Annotated in this window: 18 protein-coding genes; 5 read left to right on the forward strand and 13 right to left on the reverse strand. The window is 68.6% G+C overall.

All coding sequences use genetic code 11. The features are described from left to right. Window positions 1-22: 22 nt before the first annotated feature. The 10 genes from FE263_RS11525 to FE263_RS11570 form a co-directional block, all read right to left on the reverse strand. Complete coding sequence (locus FE263_RS11525) at window positions 23-1,969, reverse strand: PrkA family serine protein kinase (RefSeq protein ID WP_138326120.1); 1,947 nt, start codon at window positions 1,967-1,969, stop codon at window positions 23-25. 351 nt (window positions 1,970-2,320) lie between these two features. Further along, a complete protein-coding gene (locus FE263_RS11530) occupies window positions 2,321-3,103 on the reverse strand; it encodes an MBL fold metallo-hydrolase (RefSeq protein WP_138326121.1) in 783 nt (260 codons plus the stop codon). Between the two features lie 4 nt (window positions 3,104-3,107). Next, complete coding sequence (locus FE263_RS11535; RefSeq protein ID WP_138326122.1) at window positions 3,108-3,899, reverse strand: TatD family hydrolase; 792 nt, start codon at window positions 3,897-3,899, stop codon at window positions 3,108-3,110. 13 nt (window positions 3,900-3,912) lie between these two features. After that, window positions 3,913-5,448 carry a methionine--tRNA ligase gene (metG, locus tag FE263_RS11540; protein ID WP_138326123.1) on the reverse strand — a complete coding sequence of 512 codons (1,536 nt, stop codon included), beginning with the start codon at window positions 5,446-5,448 and terminating at the stop codon, window positions 3,913-3,915. Beyond that, window positions 5,445-6,467 carry a DNA polymerase III subunit delta' gene (locus tag FE263_RS11545; RefSeq protein ID WP_138326124.1) on the reverse strand — a complete coding sequence of 341 codons (1,023 nt, stop codon included), beginning with the start codon at window positions 6,465-6,467 and terminating at the stop codon, window positions 5,445-5,447. Before FE263_RS11545 ends, metG begins: the two co-directional genes overlap by 4 nt. Continuing rightward, on the reverse strand, window positions 6,464-7,099 hold the full coding sequence (tmk, locus tag FE263_RS11550) for a dTMP kinase (RefSeq protein WP_138326125.1): 636 nt from the start codon (window positions 7,097-7,099) through the stop codon (window positions 6,464-6,466). The genes FE263_RS11545 and tmk overlap by 4 nt, the downstream gene beginning before the upstream one ends. Window positions 7,100-7,103: 4 nt before the next feature. Then, on the reverse strand, window positions 7,104-8,354 hold the full coding sequence (locus FE263_RS11555) for a D-alanyl-D-alanine carboxypeptidase family protein (protein WP_138326126.1): 1,251 nt from the start codon (window positions 8,352-8,354) through the stop codon (window positions 7,104-7,106). Window positions 8,355-8,363: 9 nt separating this feature from the next. Continuing rightward, on the reverse strand, window positions 8,364-9,281 hold the full coding sequence (locus tag FE263_RS11560; protein ID WP_138326127.1) for a septal ring lytic transglycosylase RlpA family protein: 918 nt from the start codon (window positions 9,279-9,281) through the stop codon (window positions 8,364-8,366). Continuing rightward, window positions 9,278-10,273: a lytic murein transglycosylase gene (locus FE263_RS11565; RefSeq protein WP_138326128.1), complete on the reverse strand. Its 996-nt coding sequence runs from the start codon at window positions 10,271-10,273 to the stop codon at window positions 9,278-9,280. The genes FE263_RS11560 and FE263_RS11565 overlap by 4 nt, the downstream gene beginning before the upstream one ends. A 66-nt stretch (window positions 10,274-10,339) precedes the next feature. Further along, complete coding sequence (locus FE263_RS11570) at window positions 10,340-10,786, reverse strand: hypothetical protein (protein ID WP_138326129.1); 447 nt, start codon at window positions 10,784-10,786, stop codon at window positions 10,340-10,342. A 430-nt stretch (window positions 10,787-11,216) separates the two neighbouring features. Here FE263_RS11570 and FE263_RS11575 point away from each other — a divergent pair, with 430 nt between their 5' ends. Together FE263_RS11575 and FE263_RS11580 are read left to right on the forward strand one after the other, a co-directional pair. Continuing rightward, window positions 11,217-11,795 (forward strand): DedA family protein, encoded by a 579-nt coding sequence (locus tag FE263_RS11575; protein ID WP_138326130.1) that lies wholly within the window; start codon window positions 11,217-11,219, stop codon window positions 11,793-11,795. 44 nt (window positions 11,796-11,839) lie between these two features. Then, complete coding sequence (locus tag FE263_RS11580; RefSeq protein ID WP_138326333.1) at window positions 11,840-12,874, forward strand: ATP-grasp domain-containing protein; 1,035 nt, start codon at window positions 11,840-11,842, stop codon at window positions 12,872-12,874. 46 nt (window positions 12,875-12,920) lie between these two features. Here the strand turns inward: FE263_RS11580 and FE263_RS11585 are convergent, their stop codons facing one another. Beyond that, window positions 12,921-13,385: an MlaD family protein gene (locus FE263_RS11585; RefSeq protein ID WP_138326131.1), complete on the reverse strand. Its 465-nt coding sequence runs from the start codon at window positions 13,383-13,385 to the stop codon at window positions 12,921-12,923. A gap of 192 nt (window positions 13,386-13,577) precedes the next feature. Between FE263_RS11585 and FE263_RS11590 the strand changes: the two genes are divergently transcribed. The 3 genes from FE263_RS11590 (at window position 13,578) to FE263_RS11600 (ending at window position 16,096) form a co-directional block, all read left to right on the forward strand. After that, window positions 13,578-14,423, forward strand: a complete 846-nt coding sequence (locus FE263_RS11590) for an undecaprenyl-diphosphate phosphatase (protein WP_138326132.1) — start codon at window positions 13,578-13,580, stop codon at window positions 14,421-14,423. Window positions 14,424-14,431: 8 nt separating this feature from the next. Further along, window positions 14,432-15,220 carry a GDSL-type esterase/lipase family protein gene (locus tag FE263_RS11595; protein WP_138326133.1) on the forward strand — a complete coding sequence of 263 codons (789 nt, stop codon included), beginning with the start codon at window positions 14,432-14,434 and terminating at the stop codon, window positions 15,218-15,220. A 135-nt stretch (window positions 15,221-15,355) separates the two neighbouring features. Beyond that, window positions 15,356-16,096 (forward strand): hypothetical protein, encoded by a 741-nt coding sequence (locus FE263_RS11600; RefSeq protein ID WP_240759389.1) that lies wholly within the window; start codon window positions 15,356-15,358, stop codon window positions 16,094-16,096. Here the strand turns inward: FE263_RS11600 and FE263_RS11605 are convergent. After that, on the reverse strand, window positions 16,044-16,763 hold the full coding sequence (locus tag FE263_RS11605; protein WP_138326134.1) for a glycosyl hydrolase 108 family protein: 720 nt from the start codon (window positions 16,761-16,763) through the stop codon (window positions 16,044-16,046). The genes FE263_RS11600 and FE263_RS11605 overlap by 53 nt on opposite strands. Before the next feature lie 22 nt (window positions 16,764-16,785). Next, window positions 16,786-18,087, reverse strand: coding sequence for a glycine-rich domain-containing protein (locus tag FE263_RS11610; RefSeq protein WP_138326135.1), 1,302 nt, complete (start codon window positions 18,085-18,087; stop codon window positions 16,786-16,788). Window positions 18,088-18,101 lie beyond the last annotated feature (14 nt).

An 18,101-nucleotide genomic window follows, 5' to 3' on the forward strand; every position in this document is an offset into this window, starting at 1 on the left:
GACTTCTTCACGCGACCGGCCATCAGGCCGACTGCTTCACACGCATGTACCACTCGACGAGGCGCCGGACCTGGCGCTCCGTGTAGCCGCGGGCAATCATCCGCTCGACGAACTGTGCGTGCTTCTTCTCGCTCTCGCCGTCCTTCTTGGAGCCGAAGCTGATCACCGGCAGCAGGTCCTCGAGCTGGCTGAACATGCGCTTCTCGATGACGTCCCGCACCTTCTCGTAGGAGATCCAGGACGGGTTGGCGCCGCCATTCTGTGCCCTCGCCCGCAGCGAGAACTTCACCACCTCGTTGCGGAAATCCTTCGGGTTGGCGATGCCGGCCGGCTTCTCGATCTTGGTGAGCTCGGCATTGAGCAGGTCGCGGCTCATCATCTGGCCGGTATCGGGATCCTTGAAGTCGAGATCCTCGATCCATGCGTCCGCGTAGTCGAGGTAACGGTCGAAGACGTTCTGGCCGTAGTCGTGGTAGCTCTCGAGATAGGCTTTCTGGATCTCGTTGCCGACGAACTCCGCGTAGCGGCCGGCCAGTTCGGACTTGAGCGTCGCAAGGTAGGCGGCTTCCACCTCGGCCGAGAACTGCTCGCGGCGCACCGCCTGTTCCAGCACGTACATGAGATGCACCGGGTCGGCGGCGATCTCGGTCGGATCGTGGTTGAAGGTTCCCGACAGCACCTTGAAGGCGAAGCGGGTCGAGATCCCCTCCATGCCCTCGTCCACGCCGGCGGAGTCGCGATACTCCTGCATGGTCTTGGCCTTGGGATCGGTCTCGCGGATGTTCTCGCCGTCATACACCCGCATCTTGGCGAACTGCGACGAGTTGGCGTGCGACTTGAGGCGGGACAGCACCGCGAACCGGGCGAGCATCTCCAGCGTGTTCGGCGCGCACGGCGCCGCACCGAGCGCCGAGCCGCTGATCAGCTTCTCGTAGATGCGGGTTTCCTCGGTGACGCGCAGGCAGTACGGCACCTTGATGACGCAGACGCGGTCGAGGAAGGCCTCGTTGGTGCGGTTGTTGCGGAAGGTCTGCCACTCGGCCTCGTTCGAGTGCGCCAGGATCACCCCGGTGAACGGGATCGAGCCGATATTCTCGGTGCCGACATAGTTGCCCTCCTGCGTCGCGGTGAGCAGCGGATGCAGCATCTTGATCGGCGCCTTGAACATCTCGACGAATTCGAGCAGCCCCTGGTTGGCGCGGTTGAGGCCGCCGGAGAAGCCGTAGGCGTCGGGGTCGTTCTGGCTGAAGCTTTCGAGCTGCCGGATGTCGACCTTGCCGACCAGTGCGGAGACATCCTGGTTGTTGTCGTCGCCGGGCTCGGTCTTGGCAATGGCGATCTGGCGCAGCTTGGACGGATGCAGCTTGACCACCCGGAAGCGCGACAGGTCGCCGTCGAACTCCTCGAGGCGTTTCAACGCCCACGGGCTGGCGATGCCGGTCAGCACCCGGCGCGGAATGCCGTAGCGGCGCTGCAGCCCATCCGCCATGCGGTCGACGTCGAACAGCCCGAGCGGGCTTTCGAACACCGGGCTGATCTGGGTGCCGGCCTTCAGCACGTAGATCGGCTCGCGCTCCATCAGCGACTTCAGCCGCTCGCCGAGCGAGGACTTGCCGCCACCGACCGGGCCGAGCAGGTAGAGAATCTGCTTGCGCTCCTCGAGTCCCTGCGCCGCGTGCCGGAAGAAGCCGACGATGCGCTCGACCGTCTCCTCCATGCCGTGGAAGTCCGAGAAGGCCGGATAAACCCGGATGGTCCGGTTCATGAAGACGCGGCCGAGGCGGGCGTCGCGCGAGGTGTCGATGGTGGCCGGCTCGCCGATCGCCTTCAGCATGCGTTCGGCGGCGCTGGCGTAGCAGGACGGATCGTCGGCGCAGAGTTCAAGATACTGCGCCAGGCTCATCTCGGTTTCTCGCCGTTCCTCGCGCATCGAGGTGGCGAGGGAGAAGACGTCGTCCAGAGGCGCCATCAGGGGGTCTCCGCAGCTGGGATCAGGGTCGCTTGCAACCGCCTGGCCGGCTCTTGACTCGTTCGGCAATGAGGACGATTTTCCGGCGCGTCGGCAAAGCGCAGACCTGTCGAATTCTTGAACAGGATGCGTAATTCGTCGTAGCCTTTCGCGCTCCCGTGTTCGAAAGCGTGAAAAAATCGGGTTGTCTGGCGCCTTGTGATGAGCGGGCTCCTTCGCGATTGCACCGTCAAGACCAAGTGTCGGGACGGCGGCATTTGCGAGGCTATCGCTGTGCACAATCCCTATTCAACTAAATTGCACGTTCACTTCTCGTATTCCGTGTCGTCGCCACTTGGCGTGGCTTTGCGATCATAGATGGATCCGCATCCCGTCGAAGGCCGGCTCCAGGCCGGGCTGCAAGTTCGATGCCATCCACGCCCAGTCCAGGTCGGTCCCCATGTGGGTCAGGATCGTGCGCCGGATCCCGAGCTGCCGCGCCCACCGGACGATCAGTTCGGGATGCGCATGCGCCGGATGCGGAGCACGCTGGAAGCAGCCGACCACCCAGGTATCCACTCCCTCCAGCGAGCGCAGCGCCGACTCGTCGAGTTCCATCACATCGGTGGAGTAGGCGAAGGCGCCGACCCGCAGGCCGATGGTGATGCTGCGGCCGTGTATCTGCTCGAACAGCACGAACTGCATGCCCTCGATCACGGCCGGCCCGGGTGTCACCGGGTGCGCCTGCAGCACCGGACGGTAGAAGCCGGGCGGCGACCAGGGCCGGAACGCATAGGCGAAGCGGCTCTGGATCTCGCCGAGCACCTGCGCGGTGCCGAAGGCCTCCAGTGGCCGGTCCGCGACCCGGTTCAGGCCACGGATGTCGTCGAGTCCGGCGACATGGTCGGCATGGGCGTGGGTGTAGAACAGCGCGTCGATACGGCCGATGCCGCATGCCAGCAGTTGCTGGCGCATCTCCGGCCCGGTATCGACCAGCACGCGCCGTCCGTCGTCACCTTCGATCACGATCGCGGACCGTGTACGACGGTTGCGCGGCTCGGCGGGATCGCAGGCGCCGAAATCGCCGTGGCCGGTGTCGCCGCCAAGCATCGGGACTCCGGCCGAGCCGCCGCAGCCGAGGATCACCACGCGCATGAAGCTACCGCGCGGCCCGGCTGAACAGCCTGAAGAAGTTGGCGGTCGTGAGATCGCCAAGTGCGGCCGGCTCCAGATCGCGGACCGAGGCCAGCATCGCCGCCGTGTGCGAGACATGGGCGGGCTCGTTGCGGCGGCCACGCCAAGGCACCGGGGCAAGATAGGGGGCGTCGGTCTCGACCAGCAGGCGGTCCGCCGGGATGCCTGCGGCGATGTCGCGCAGCGCCTGCGACTTCGGGAACGTCAGGATGCCCGAGAAGCTGATCGAGCCGCCGAGCGCAACACCGGCCCGGGCCAGCTCGAGGCCGGAACTGAAGCAGTGCAGCAGGAACGGGAACGCGCCGCCTTGCTCGTGCTCGTCCCGCAGGATGCCGATCATGTCGTCGTCCGCATCGCGCGCATGGATCACTAGCGGCAGGCCGGTGGCGCGCGCCGCACGCAGGTGCAGCCGGAAGCTGTCCTGCTGAGCGGGCCGCACCTCGGGAGTGCCGTGGAAGTAGTCGAGCCCCGACTCGCCGATGCCGACCACGCCCGGCGCCTCTACCAGCCCGGCCAGGACGTCCGGGCCGGGCAGTTCCTCCTCGTGCACATGGTCCGGATGGGTGCCGAGCGTGCACCAGACCGGCAGGTCGGGCCGGCTGCGCCGCGCCAGCGCGATCTGCCTCGGCGCCTCGGACAGCCGGGTGCCGATGGTCACCATCCCGGTGACGCCGGCGGCCTGCGCGCGGTCGAGCAGGTCGGGCAGCTCGGCTGCGTCGAAACGGTCGAGGTGGCAGTGCGAATCGATCAGGCTCATGGGATGTGCAGGCTCATGCGGCAGGCTCGACGTGGCGCGGGAAGATGCCGGCCGGCGGCGGCAGCACCGTGTTCCCAGGCAGGGGCGCCGACAGGTCGCCGAGTTGCCGCAGCCCGGCGGGTACGCCGAGCTGGTTGAGCATCGACGCCATGCTGGTCGGCATGAAGGGCTGCAGCACGGTGGCGATCACCCGCATGGTGTCGACCAGGACACGCAGCACGGCGCGCATCCGCTCGGGATCGGTGCGCTTGAGTGCCCACGGTGCCTGGCGGTCGATATAGCCGTTGCCGGCGCGCACCACGCGCCAGGCTTCCTCCAGCGCCTCGTGCAGCGCCTGCCGCGCGATCTGCTCGCGCATCAGGCCGGGCAAGGCGTCGGCCTGCGCCAGCAGCGTCGTGTCCGACTCCTGTCGCGGCTGCGGCTCCGGCAGCCGGCCCTCGCAGTTGCGCGCGACCAGCGACAGCGTGCGTTGCGCGAGATTGCCCAGATCGTTGGCCAGCTCGATGTTCATCCGGCCGATCAGCGCGCGGCGGCTGAAATCCCCGTCGCCGCCGAACGGCACCTCGCGCAGCAGAAAGTAGCGCACCGGATCGACACCGAACTCCGCCGCCAGCGCGCGCGGCTCGACGACGTTGCCGATCGACTTGCTCATCTTCTCGCCGTCGATGGTCCACCAGCCGTGCGAATAGACCCGCTTCGGCAGCTCGATCCCGGCCGCCATCAGGAAGGCCGGCCAGAACACCGCATGGAAGCGGACGATCTCCTTGCCGACCAGGTGCAGGTCGGCCGGCCAATGGCGCCAGAGCGGATTGCCGGTGTCGGGATAGCCGAGTGCGGTGATGTAGTTCACCAGCGCGTCGCACCAGACATACATCACATGCGCCGGATCGCCGGGCACCGGCACGCCCCAGGAGAAGCTGGTGCGGCTGATGGACAGGTCCTTGAGCCCCTGGCGAACGAAGCTGATCACCTCGTTGCGTCGCGCCGGCGGACCGATGAAGTCGGGGTTCGCCTCGTAGAGCGCGAGCAGCCGGTCCTGCCACTCCGACAGCCGGAAGAAATAGGACGGCTCGCGCACCCATTCGACCGGGGCACCGCTCGGCGCGGTTCGGCTGCCATCCGGATGAAGCGTCAGCTCGTCCTCGCCGTAGAAGCTCTCGTCGCGCAGCGCGTACCAGCCCTCGTAGGCGCCGAGATAGATCTGGCCGGCCTCCTGCATCCGCCGCCAGAGTGCCGCACAGGCTTCGAGATGGCGCGGCTCGGTGGTGCGGATGAAGTCGTCGTAGGAGATGTGCAGAGCGTCCGCCATCGCGCGGAAATCGGCCGAGACGCGATCGGCGAACTCCTGCGGCGGCAGGCCGGCGGCAATGGCGGCCTGCTCCACCTTCTGGCCGTGCTCGTCGGTGCCGGTCAGGAAGAACACGTCCCGCCCGTCTAGCCGGTTCCAGCGCGCCATCACGTCGGCGGCGATCGAGGTATAGGCGTGGCCGATATGCGGCGAGCCGTTCACGTAGTAGATCGGGGTGGTGATCGTATAGCGTTCGGTCATGGTCTGCCCAACAGGCCCACTCTGCTCAGAAAGTCCAGGCCGGTCAGCAGCGACTGGCGATGATCCAGGTTCAGGGCCTCGGTCTCGGCACGCAGCCGGACCAGTTGGCTGCAGGTCTCGGCCCAGAGCTGCGGGTCGCGCAGGATCGGCCGCCGAGGCGCGGTATCGTCCCGATGCTGCATGACCTCCGAGGCGCGGAGTTTCGCCGATATGGATTCCGACAACAAGTCGATGAAGGTGGAAAAGCCGTTCTCGCGACGCAGCACGCTGTCCACAACCTCGTAGCTCCAGGCCCCGGACGGACGCGGGCTGGCCTCCAGGACCTCGGTCGCCAGCCGGGACAGCGCCAGCCCGTCATCGGCGGCGAGCAGCACGGCACGGCCCGGGGCGCCGCGGGCCAGGGTGGCCAGCGCCCTCCGGTCGGCGTCGTCCCGATCGGGCAGCAGATCGGCCAGGGCAGCCAGCATGGTGGCATCATCCAGGGCGGCCAGGCGCAGGCTCCGGCACCGGCTGCGCAGCGTCGGCAGCACCCGGCCGGGCGCGCTGGCCGTGAGCAGGAACAGCGCCTGCGCCGGCGGCTCCTCGATCAGCCGCAGCAGCGAGTTGGCGGCGCTGCGGTTGGCCTGGTCGAGGCCGTCGACGATCACCACGCGCCAGCCGCCCATCGCCGCGGTACGGTGCAGGAAGCTGCCGACGGCGGCGGCATCGTCGATCACGATCTCCTGGCGCAGGCGCTTCTGCCGGTCCTCCGGCCCCCGCGCCCCGGTGGCGGTGCGCTCGACGACCAGCAGATCCGGATGGGTGCCGGCAGCGATCCGCCGCGACGCCGCTTCGGGATCGTCGCCGGCGAGCACGATCCGCGCCAGCTGGTAGGCCAGCGTCGCCTTGCCGATCCCGGGTGCGCCGCTGATCAGCCAGGCATGGTGCAGGCGGCCGGCGTTCCAGGCACGCGAGAAGCTGGCCAGGGCAGCCTCGTGGCCATGCAGGTTGGCAACCTCGCGCGGTGCGGTGCCGCTCATCGGCCCGGCGGGACGGCGGCGAGCACCGCCTCCAGCATGCGCCGGTGGACGGTCTCGACCGCACCGCCCGCCGGGATCAGGCGACAGCGGACCGGGTGGGCTTTTGCGATGCTGCGGTAGCCGGCGGCGACGCGCTCATGGAATGCATCGTCGAGCGTCTCGTAGCGGTCGGCATCGCCGCCACGCTGCCGCAGGCGGTGCAGGCCCTCGGCACGGGCCACGTCCAGCACCAGCGTGAGGTGTGGCCGGACATCCAGCAGCGCGTCCAGCCGGGCGATGAAGGCGAGCACGTCCGGCTCGCCTTGCGCCAGTCCGTAGCCCTGGTAGGCGAGCGTCGAGTCGGCGTAGCGATCGCACAGCACCATCCGCCCGGCAGCCAGGGCGGGGCGGATGGTGTTGTCGACATGGTCGAAGCGGGCGGCGTAGTGCGCCATCGCCTCGGCGCGGCGGCTGAGACGGTGGTCGCCGGCCAGCAGGAAGCGTCGCAATGCTTCGGCCCCCGGAGCGCCGCCCGGCTCGCGGGTGCGCAGCACGTCGAAGCCACGCCCGGCGAGCGCATCCGCCAGCAGGCCGGACTGCGTGGTCTTGCCGGCCCCCTCGCCGCCCTCGATGGTGACGAGCAGGCCGTCCACCCGGCTATCCGCCGCCGATGGAGTGCTCGATCACCGCGATGGCGCGGTTCGGCAGGCTGAGACGCGGCACCGCCACCGAGGCGACCAGCGGATAGGTCATGTTGGTGGGCCCCGCGCCGGTAAGGGTAAGCGTGGCGACCTGCGCGCCGGCCGCGACCGGAGCGGCCAGGGGGCTGGCGTAATCCACCCTGATCCTGACATGGCTGCGCCAGCCGTGCGGCAGCGTGAGCACGACATCGTCCCTGGTGACCGCGGGGACCGATGGCTGGGTCCCGAGCCATACCGGGATCTGCTGGATGGTCTCGTAGCGGGTGAACAGCTTCACGTCCTCGAAGTTGGCGAACGCCCAGCCCAGCAGCCGCGCGCCCTCCTCGACCCGCGCATGCGACGATGGCAGGCCGTTCAGCACCATGATGATGCGGCGGCCATCGCGCTCCGAGCTTGCGCAGAGGCCGAAGCCGCCGGCGTCGGTATGGCCGGTCTTCAGGCCGTCGGCGAGACCCTTGTCGACCAGGACATTGCGATTGCCCTGGGCGATGTTGTTGAACTTGTAGTCTTTTTCCGAAAAGTAGTGATAGTACTGGGGAAAGTCCTGGATCAGGTGGCGGGCCAGCGTGGCGATGTCGCGCGCCGTCATGTGGTGGTCCGGGTCGGGCCATCCGGTGGCGTTGCGGAACTGCGTGCCGGTGAGGCCCATGCGGTGGGCCTGCTCGTTCATCCGCACGACGAACTGGTCCTCGGAGCCGGCGATGCCTTCGGCGAGCACGATGCAGGCGTCGTTGCCGGACTGGATCAGCATGCCGCGTATCAGGTCCTCGACGCCGACCTGACCGCCGAGCGGCACGAACATCTTGGAGCCCTGCATGCGCCAGGCACGCTCGCTCACCGGCAGTGTCTGGTCGAGCTTGAGGTGCTGCTCGGAGAGCGCCTGGAACACCAGGTAGGCGGTCATCATCTTGGTCAGCGACGAGGGTGGCATCTGCTCGTCGGCGGCCTTCTGCAGCAGCACCGAGCCGGTGTTGGCGTCCAGGATGATGGCCCAGCGGGCGGCGGTGTCGAGCGGCCCGATCGGGGTGTCGGCAGGCGTGCCCGCCGCGGCGCCGGCATCCCCGGATGCGGCATCGTCGCCGTCTCCTTCGCCGTCGGCAGGATGCGGCCTGGCGTGTGGATGGCGGCGCGCGGCGGCGTCCCGCAGCGGCACGGACAAGGCCAGGGCAGCAGCGCCGCCGGTGAGCAAGAATCGCCTGGTTGCCACCTGTCGTCCCTATTCCACAACGATGCGCGCACCGGTTACCCCGGCGGCGAGGGCATGGTCCAGTGCCGCATCCGCCGCCTGCACCGAGGCGAGCGGCCCGATCCGGACCATGTAGTTCGTTGCCCGGCCACGCCCGGACTGCCGTACGAACCCTCCGGTGGCGGCGGCCACCTGGTCGGCATAGCGGCGTCCGCTGAAGTGCCCGGCGTCGATCCAGAGCTGGCCAGGATCGGCCGTCTCGTCGGGCAGGCTGCCGAGCGCGGGGCCGGGAGTGGACGACGTGGCAGTGCGGGCGGCCGCTGCGGCGGGAGGCGATACGGCGGCAGGCGGGCCGGCCGCGGAGCCCGGCATCAGGGACTGCTCGGCGACCGCCCCGACCGGCGCCGCCGTCGCGTCCGGCAACGGCACGCCTGCAACCCCGCGCTGCAGGTCTGCGGTCGCGGGCTCGTCGAGACGCACCCGCACGCGGCGTGGCAGGCCGTCCATGCCAAGCAGCCGGGCCGCCTGTGGCGTCACCGAGAGCAGGCGACCGGGATCGGCCGGACCGCGATCGTTCAGCCGGAGCAGGATGGCATGGCCGTTTTCAAGGTTCTCGACCTGCACGACGACCGGCAGCTGAAGCGTCTGGTGGGCGCCGGCGATCGCGGACGCATCGTAGAACTCGCCATCCGCGGTGATGCGATGGTGCTGGCCGGGTCTCCTGCCCTCCGCAGGATCGATGGCGGCGATCCCGGTCGCCTCGTAGGAGGCGACCTCGGCCGGATAGAACCAGCTGCCGTCCCCCTGCCATGCCGGTCCGACGGTGTAGGTTGCCGGGCGGCTCACCACCGGCTGGCGATGGTGGCAGCCGGACAGCGTCACCAGAGACAGCAGCAGGACCGGGGCCCCGGTGAAGGTGGACGGGCGGTTCGAGGCAGGCCGGGTCATGTTGCGGCGTTGCCGATCAGCCCGACGGCCAGGGCATAGAAGTCGGACGGGTTGTAGCGGCGGATGACGTCGAAGTTCCCGTAGACCATGAAGGCGTCGCCGCCGGTGCCGTCCGGTGCCACCACCGCACCCCTGACATCCGGGCGCGAGAAGCGGCCACCATCCGCACGGCGCACCCCGAGGGCGGTCCAGGTGCCGAGCGGGAGCCAATGCTGCCGCCCGATCGGGGTGGCGTCGAAGCCGGACGGAAGGCGGACCGGCTGGCCCCAGGGCACCCCGGCGACCCAGCCGCATTGCCGGAGATAGTTCGCAATCGAGGCGAGCGCGTCGGGTTCGCTGGTCCAGATGTCGCGGCGGCCGTTGCCCTCGAAATCCACGGCGTAGCGGAGGAACGAGCTTGGCATGAACTGCGGCTGGCCCATCGCGCCGGCATAGCTGCCGAGCATGTGGCCGACAGCGACGTCGCCCTGCTGCAGGATGCGCAGCGCATTCAACAGCTCGGCGCGGAAGAACGCGGCGCGGCGGCCGTCATAAGCCAGCGTCGCCAGCGCATCGACGACCCCGAAGCTGCCGATCCTGCTGCCGAAATTCGATTCGAGGCCCCAGATCCCGGTCACCACCCGCGGATCGACGCGGTAGCGTTGCCATAGCGCGGTGAGCAGCTGGAGCCGGCTGCCGTAGGCCTGCCGCGTCGCCTGCAGCTTGCCGTCGGTCAGCACCCGTGCGCGATACTGAGCCCAGGTCAGGGTGAATTCCGGCTGATGCCGGTCGAGCTGCAGCACTCTCGCGTTGGGCTCGTCGAGGGCGAGAGCCGTATCGAGGATCGCGGGATCGATCCCGAGCGTGCGACCCTGATTGCCGATATCCTGCAGGAACTGCCGGTAGGTCCTGGCGCCGGATGCCCTCGCGGCGCAATTGCCTCCTGCCAGGATAGGGGTGCCTCCCGCCAGGAGTGCGGGGGCGGAGCTGATCAAGTGCCGGCGCAGCATCATCTGCTCCGGTTGCCACAGCCCGCGAGTCGGAAACAACCATGGCGCGAGGAGCGCGCGCTCATGGTATCAGGCGGCCGGCGGTCCCGCTTCGGCGCCCGGCGGAGGTGCCGGCAGCCGCCCCTCGTGAGCGCCGTGCAGCAGGTAGTGCAGGAACGGATTCTGCCTGGCTGCGGCGACATCGGGATTGTTGGTGACATACCAGTCGGTGTCGAAATACGGGTTGGGGTCCCGCCCCTCCCTGGCGCCGTCGTTGAGATAGTGCCGCACCGGGTCGACCCGCGATGCCGCGACGTCCGGATACTGTGCACGATACCAGTCGCTGTCGAAGATGAGGGCGTTGGTGTCGATCCTGGTGCCGAGCCGGGTGGTCAGCGGATCGACCAGCCGTATGGTGTCCTGCCCCTTGCGGGCCTGCCGGGCACTGGCGGCACGGTCGGTCGCCGGACCGGGCGGGCGGCGTTTGTCCGGCGGGCCGCTGTCATTGTCGCGCTTGAGCCTCTTGGCGGGGGGCATTGCCGGAGCATCCTGTGCAGGGAACCGGCATCCTAGTCCTGCAGCGATCCGGATGCATGACGTTGTTACACCTTGGCGGCGACGGCGCCGGGAACCGTCGCTGGCGCCGTGTCGCGGTGGGCACGTCATGCCGGAGGTCGTCGGATGTCGCCCCAAGGCCCGCTGCCCGATCGCCCGGGCATGAACCAGAAATCGCGTGACTGCTTATCCCGGTGCCGATATTCAACGCGGCGATGCGGCGGCGTGTGCAATTTCCTGGACACCTCCGGCTATGTTCGCGTCCGCGACGCCTGACGGGGCATGGAGGCCTGCTATCGCTGCTCGGAACGGAAGTGCCCCGGGAGATCGCCTCGCTGAGGCCTTCTCCACTATCTCCGTCCTGATCCCGATCCTCCCTGTCCAGGCTACCGGCCGGCGCGCGTGAACTCGAATGGTCTTCCTATCGGTCTCCGCGCTGCTCAAATCGGCAGGCGCCTCTCCCCTGGCCCAGGCGGCAACCATCATCGTCGGCACCTTCATCCTCGAGGATGCGGCCACCGTGTTGACGGCGATCGAGGTGCAGTCCGGGGTGGTCCGCGTGGGTGTCGCCTTGCCCTCGCTGTATAGCGGCATCGTGCTCGGCGATCTCGGCCTCTACGGGCTTGGCCGGCTGGCGGCGGCGGTGCCGCGCATCAACCGCATGGTGTCGGCGGAGCGCCATTCCCGCGGCCGCGAGTGGCTTTCCGGGAAGGTGTTCAGGGTGGTCATGATCAGCCGGTTCATACCCGGCGCGCGGCTGCCGACCTACACCGCCTGCGGATTCCTCAAGGCCAACCTGTGGCGCTTCGTGCTTGCCGCGGTGGTGGCGACCTCGATCTGGACCAGCCTGCTGTTCCTGGTCTCGCTTCGCGTGGGCGAGTTCCTGATGCAGCATTTCGGCGCCTGGCGCTGGGTCGGCGCGATCGGCTTCGCCATCGTGGTGGTGCTGGCGGGTCGTATCATCGCCAAAGTGCGGGAGACCTCGTCGTGAGTGAAATCGCCGCTGGCGCCACTCCCGCCGCCCCGCCGCGCGAGATGTCGAGGTTCGAATACTGGCCCGGCTGGCTGTTCTACACTCCGGTGGTGGCCTGGTGGGTCCTGCTTGGCCTGCGGCACGGCGACTTCAGCCTGCCATCCGCCGCCAACCCGCGCATCTCGACCGGTGGCCTGTGCGGCGAGAGCAAGAGTTCCATTCTCGACCAGGCCGGCCCGCAAGCGCGTGCGTGGATTGCGCCCTACACCGTGTTCCGGACCGGGGCCGGCGATGTGCCCCGTGCCCTGGCGCAGCTCCGCGTGGCTGGTCTCGAACTGCCGCTTGTGGTCAAGCCGGACATCGGCTGCAACGGTACCGGTGTCCGGCTGGTGCAGGACGAGGATCGTCTGGCAGAGACGCTGGCGGCCTTCCCGCGCGACGTCGATCTGGTCCTGCAGGAGCTGATCGCCCACGAGGGCGAGGCGGGAGTGTTCTATGTCCGCCGCCCCGGCGAGGAGCACGGGCGCATCACCTCGCTGACCCACAAGCAGGCGCCGATCCTGGTCGGCGACGGCCGTTCCACGCTGCGCGACCTCATCATGGCGGATCCGCGCACCCGCCTGGTGCCGCATCTCTACATGCCCCGGCTGCACGACCGCCTCGAGAGCGTCCCGGGTGCGGGGGTGGCGATCCGGCTGGTGTTCGCCGGCAACCACTGCAAGGGGTCGATCTTCCTGAACGGGAACGCGGACATCACCGCGGCGCTGACGACCTGCATCGAGTCGATCGTATCCGACATTCCCGACTTCCACTTCGGCCGGATCGACCTGCGCTATCGCAGCCTGGCGGCGCTAAGGCGTGGCGAGGATTTCCGGATCATCGAGATCAACGGTGTCGGGTCGGAGGCGACCCATATCTGGGACGCATCCACCACGCTGCGCGACGCCTACCGGGTGCAGTTCGAGCACTACCGGGAAGCCTTCGAGATCGGCGCCGAGATGCGGGCCCGTGGCCATGGCAGCAGCGGAGTCCTGGCGATGCTGCGCGACTGGCGCAAGCAGCGGCGGCTGATGGCGTCCTATCCGCTGAACGACTAGCGGCCTCGCCGCGCGAAACGCGACCCGGACCTGATCAACGTTCAGGTCAGGGTCCGCCGGTGCCGAGCCCGCCGGTGCCGAAGATGTACTGGCTGACCTGCTGCTCCAGGCTGACCATTTCCTGGGTGTCGCGGATGACCTGGCCGGGCTGCAGCATGCGGGCCGAGTGGCCGGGCGTGACCATCAGGGCGTCGGACGAGGTGAAGCCGCTGCTGCCGATGGCGAGCCTGCTGTCCTCGGGCAGGCGATAGCGCTGTTCGATGCGAAACCCGACATGGGTGACGAACAGCCTGGTATCCAGCGCGATGGATGAGACGGAACCGACCTTGACGCCGGCCAGCCGCACGTCGGCGCCCGGCGCCAGCCCGTTCGCGGAGAGGAACACCGACTGCAGCTCGTAGGTCGCCTCGGTCGGGCCTGCGCCTCTGGTCTCGGCATAGGTATAGAAGCCGGCGGCCACGGCGATCACCAGGGCGCTGGCCAGGATCGCGGTGGCGCTATGACGGGCCAAGAGGATCGGTCCGATGAAGCAATGCGTGCAATCCCGATCTGTCTGCGCAGGCTTGGTGGCGCGACCGGAGGGACCGTGCGCGTGGCGGTCAGATAGGGGCCGCCACGATCGTGGGTCAAGCCGCGGGATTGCTTGCGGCACGACCGAGAGTCCGGCAACAGGTGGCTCTCACAGACTCGGGACGATGTCCGAATGACCACCCTCCAAGCGCTCATCATCGCCATCCTGCAGGGCGTGACGGAGCTGTTTCCGGTGAGCAGCCTGGGACACGCGGTGATCATCCCGGCCATCCTGCACTGGTCGATCGACCAGCGCAGCCCGGCCTTCCTGCCCTTCCTGGTGACGCTGCATCTCGGCACCGCGATCGCCCTGCTCGCCTATTTCTGGCGCGACTGGTACGAGCTGGCGCGTGGCGCCCTGGGCCAGGGCGACCCCGCCATGCAGCGCGAGAGCCGGCATATCCTCTGGCTGATCATCCTCGCCACGCTCCCGGCGGTGGTGCTCGGCTTCCTGTTCGAAAGCTTCCTGCGCCGGCTGTTCGGCACCCCGGAGATCGCCGCCATCTTCCTGGTGGTCAACGGCATCATGCTGCTGGCTGGCGAGAAGCTGCGCGGCCGCAGCGTATCGGCCAACCATCGGCCGATCGCGACCCTGGATTGGCGCGACGCACTGGTGATCGGGCTCTGGCAGTGCCTGGCCTTCATCCCGGGGATCTCGCGCTCGGGCGCCGCCATCATCGGCGGCATCCTGCGCGGCATCGATCACCAGGGCGCCGCGCGGTTCTCCTTCCTGATCGCGACCCCGATCATCTTTGCGGCCACCGCCGACCAGATGCTGCACCTGCACAAGGCCGGTGCGGCAGCAAGCTCGAACTGGGCGCCGGCGATCCTGGCCGCCGTGGTCGCCGGCATCACCGCCCTGGCCAGCACAGCCTTCCTGATGCGATATTTCCGTTCGCATGAGGATTGGGCGATGAGCCCGTTCGCCATCTATTGCATACTGTTCGGTGCCGCCAGCTTCGCCTTTCTCTACCTCTGAGCGGCCTCATGAGACGGAATCCGCCGCGGTGGCGCCGCTTCGGGAAGGTCTGCCTGGGCGCCGCCATCTTCCTCGGACTGGGCGCGGCCGCGCCAGCCGGCATCGCCACGCAGCCGGTCTCGCGAATGGATCTGCCCTGGTGGAAGCAACGCTTCGAAGCCAAGCAGCGGGAGCTCGTCGGGCAGGTGGACCTGCTCTGGATCGGGGATTCCATCACCCAGGACTGGGAGCGGACGGGACCGGAGCCCTGGCGGGATTTTGCCCCGGCCTGGCGGCGCTACTACGGCGACCGCCATGCGGTTAATCTGGGATTCAAGGGCGACAGCACCTGCCATCTGCTCTGGCGGCTGCAGCACGGCGAGCTTGACCGCGTGCATCCCCGCGCCGTGGTGCTGCTGATCGGGGCGAACAATTTCGGTCACATACACACCGATGCCGCCGCGACATTCGCCGGGATCCGGGTGATCCTGGATCTGCTGCACGAGCGACTGCCGGACACCCGCGTGCTGCTGATCGGCGTGCTGCCCTCGATCCGATCGCCATGGGTCAGCGTGAACACGCTCGCGCTGAACCGTGACCTCGCGCGTTTCGCCGCCGGCAGCCCACGCTGGATCAGCTTCATAGACGCAGCCCCGATCTTCGAGCAGGACGGCCGTGTGCTGGCCTCGCGCTACATGGACCCGATGCTGTCGCCGCCAGATCCGCCTTTGCATCCTACCGCGCAGAGCCAGGCCGAGCTGGCCGCGCTCATCGAGCCGACGCTGGCCTCGCTCATGGGCGACCACATCCACCATTAAGGTTTCAGTAACCGTCGGCTGCGAGGATGACGGGCAAGCCGCGCTTTTCCGGCTCTGCATCGAAGGAGCCGTCGCCTGCGCCCTCACCTCTTCCTGGCGACGCCGTGCTATGGCGGGGTGGTCACGCAGGGCTACATGCAGTCGGTGATCGGCGTGATGCGCTGCGCCGCCAACGACGGCTACGACGTGACGCTCGGGCTGCTGGGTCAGGACGCGTTGATCACCCGCAGCCGGAACACGCTCCTCGCCCATTTCATGGCCCTGCGACAGGCGACCCATATCCTGTTCGTCGATGGCGATATCAGCTTCCAGCCGGCGCTGGTCCGCGACCTGCTCGCCTTCGGCAAGCCACTCTGTGCCGCGACCTATCCACTCAAGACGCACTACTGGGACGAGGCGACGCGGTTGCGGCTCGAGCGTGGCGAGCCGCCCGAGGCTGCCGGCCTGCGCTATGTCGGGGAGTTGTGCATGAACGCGGAGGCGGAACGCGACGGCGCTTTCGCGACTGCCCGGTATGCCGGGACCGGCTTCATGCTGATCGCACGCGCGGTGATCGAGCGGATGATGCAGGCCTACCCTGAGACATCATACCGCAGCGTCCACAGCTACGCGGACCAGCATCCGGATAGCGACCTGCACCCGTTCGCACTGTTCGAGTGCATGATCGATCCGGCCTCCCGGATCTATCTCAGCGAGGACTTCGCCTTCTGCCAGCGCTGGCGGGCGCTTGGTGGCCAGGTCTGGCTGGAGACGAGGTCCAGCCTGACCCATAGCGGACCGGCCGATTTCGTGGGCCAACCCGCCCGGGTATTCGAGGCTTCGCTCACCCGACCAGCCGGACCGGAACCTGCATGGTCAGCAGTGCCAGCGCGCTGATGCGACGGCGCATGGTCCGCGCCATCCAGCCGGCGCCGTAGGTCGCGAAGTTGCTCAACTGCCGGTACGACAGCAACTGTGCCGCTGCCAGCACCAGCACGGCCAGATGGATCCGAAGGTCGGGCCGCGCCTGCAACGCCGCCAGCGTCTGCGGGCCGGCAATGCCATCCACATGCAAGCCCAGCATTGTCTGCAACGTCAGGATGTCGGAGAGCGGTATGGAGCGCAGCCAGGTCTGCAACGGCACCGCCAGCAGCGCCGCCGCGACGGCATCGCCATCGGGTGCCTGCAGGCAGGCCGCACCCAGGCTGAGGCTGCGCAGGAAGATATTGACCGACGTGGTGCAGCCGCGGTTCCAGCCGAAATCGAACACCATCAGGTCGAGCCCGGCGGGCAATCGCGCGCACTGCATCGGCTGCCAGTAGAACTCCATCGCGATCGCCTGGTAGGTCGCCGGCGGCAGCGCCCGCATGAGTGCGGTCGTCACCCTCGTACTGGTCCCGAACCAGCGCTCGAGGATGGGTGCGCCGACGCCGAGATTCGACCCGACCAGCGAACCGGTGCCGCAGATGCCGCTGGTCCAGTTGCCGGAATCACGTGCATCGCACACGTAGCCGCCCTCTTCAGCCGCCGTGAAGGCGGTGCATGCCGCGAATTCCGTGATCATGAGCTGGTCCTCGCCAAGCGGTTCATGCGGCCGGCTCGCCGCACCATTCCAGGATCACCAGCCCGTCCGCTCCCGGGCCACCCGGCCCCGGAGCACCGCCGGAGCCGCCACCGCCGGGCCAGCCACCGGGCAATCCCGCACCCAGGCCGGTGTTCGCGAAGCCGAGCGTCGAGCCGTAGCTCCCGCCGCCGGCGCCGCCGATCGCCGTTCCTCCCGCAACATAGCCAGCCTGGCCAGCGGAAATCCCCGGATTGGACAGCGCCGCGAGTTGCAGGACCGCGTCGCTGCCGACGGTTCCGCCGACACCCGGCTGGCTTCCGCCATTGCCGCCATTGCCACCGCCGAACACCGACAGCAATCCGCCGAAGCTGGTCGGGGTGACCGTGGCGGAGGCGGTGGCGCCGGAGCCGACGACGACGGGGTAGGCTTGTCCCTGCGCCACATCGAGCAGCACCTCGAGATAGCCGCCGCCGCCGCCGCCGCCGGCGGGCGATCCGCCGGACCCGGTGCCGCCGGCGCCACCGGCTCCCCATCCCCTGAACAGGATCTGCGACACCCCGGCCGGACAGGTCCAGACATTGGTTCCAGCCTTGATCCAGACCGCACGCGAGCGCCGGTTGGCGCCTGACACGAAGGCGGTGGTGGCAAGCAGGGTGCTGACATCGCCGGGCAATGCGGTGGGCGCGGTTGGCGCTCCCGAAAAACCAGGGGATAGCAGTGGCGCGGCCTGTGGCAGCTTGACCGCGATGAAGGGCGCGCCCGGGGCCGGAGTGATCATGCCCGGCCCGACCGCGATGGCACCGGCCGGGATCTCGACGCTCCAGAGCGGCGTGCTGCCGGCCGGGGCAAGGCCTGCCGCTGTCGCCGCGAAGCCGATACGCTGCTGCAGGACACTCGCCTGTGGCAGGCCATCGCCGCCCGGACCGATCAGGGCCAGCGACGGGTTGGCGGCGTCGTAGTAGGCGATCGGCAGGTCGCCGCCCGCGACCTCGGTCACTGTGGCTGAGATCAGGAAGGCGCCAGGGCTGCCCAGCTGCACCAGCACCGGCGCGGTGTTGATGCCGATCTTGAGCAGCGGATCGCCGTCCGGCGGCAGCAGGCCCACATAGGAAGCATCGATCACCGTCGGCAGCGTCAGGCTGCCGGCAGACAGCATGACGGCGAGGCCGGTTGCCGGCGTGCATTGCAGGCCGTCCGCGCAGGGCGTGGCGTCGCCCAGCATCATCTTGGCCAGATAGCCGAGCCCGACCATCGTGTTGCGCGACTGCAGCAGCTGGTCGGTATCGAGCGCGATGGCGCCGGGATAGATGATCTGACGGTCCATGACTACTCCAGGAT

Source organism: Lichenicoccus roseus (assembly GCF_005844085.1).
GTDB lineage: Bacteria > Pseudomonadota > Alphaproteobacteria > Acetobacterales > Acetobacteraceae > Lichenicoccus > Lichenicoccus roseus.

Coding starts and splice junctions, on each gene's coding strand:
- FE263_RS11530 (WP_138326121.1), bottom strand. CDS start 3,103: ATGCGCGTGGTGATCCTCGGCTGCGGCGGCTCGGCCGGAGTCCCGATG.
- FE263_RS11570 (WP_138326129.1), bottom strand. CDS start 10,786: ATGCCCCCCGCCAAGAGGCTCAAGCGCGACAATGACAGCGGCCCGCCG.
- FE263_RS11605 (WP_138326134.1), bottom strand. CDS start 16,763: ATGATCACGGAATTCGCGGCATGCACCGCCTTCACGGCGGCTGAAGAG.
- FE263_RS11580 (WP_138326333.1), top strand. CDS start 11,840: ATGTCGAGGTTCGAATACTGGCCCGGCTGGCTGTTCTACACTCCGGTG.
- FE263_RS11545 (WP_138326124.1), bottom strand. CDS start 6,467: ATGAGCGGCACCGCACCGCGCGAGGTTGCCAACCTGCATGGCCACGAG.
- FE263_RS11565 (WP_138326128.1), bottom strand. CDS start 10,273: ATGATGCTGCGCCGGCACTTGATCAGCTCCGCCCCCGCACTCCTGGCG.
- FE263_RS11610 (WP_138326135.1), bottom strand. CDS start 18,087: ATGGACCGTCAGATCATCTATCCCGGCGCCATCGCGCTCGATACCGAC.
- metG (WP_138326123.1), bottom strand. CDS start 5,448: ATGACCGAACGCTATACGATCACCACCCCGATCTACTACGTGAACGGC.
- FE263_RS11590 (WP_138326132.1), top strand. CDS start 13,578: ATGACCACCCTCCAAGCGCTCATCATCGCCATCCTGCAGGGCGTGACG.
- FE263_RS11525 (WP_138326120.1), bottom strand. CDS start 1,969: ATGGCGCCTCTGGACGACGTCTTCTCCCTCGCCACCTCGATGCGCGAG.
- FE263_RS11600 (WP_240759389.1), top strand. CDS start 15,356: ATGCAGTCGGTGATCGGCGTGATGCGCTGCGCCGCCAACGACGGCTAC.
- FE263_RS11575 (WP_138326130.1), top strand. CDS start 11,217: ATGGTCTTCCTATCGGTCTCCGCGCTGCTCAAATCGGCAGGCGCCTCT.
- FE263_RS11595 (WP_138326133.1), top strand. CDS start 14,432: ATGAGACGGAATCCGCCGCGGTGGCGCCGCTTCGGGAAGGTCTGCCTG.
- FE263_RS11560 (WP_138326127.1), bottom strand. CDS start 9,281: ATGACCCGGCCTGCCTCGAACCGCCCGTCCACCTTCACCGGGGCCCCG.
- FE263_RS11535 (WP_138326122.1), bottom strand. CDS start 3,899: ATGAGCCTGATCGATTCGCACTGCCACCTCGACCGTTTCGACGCAGCC.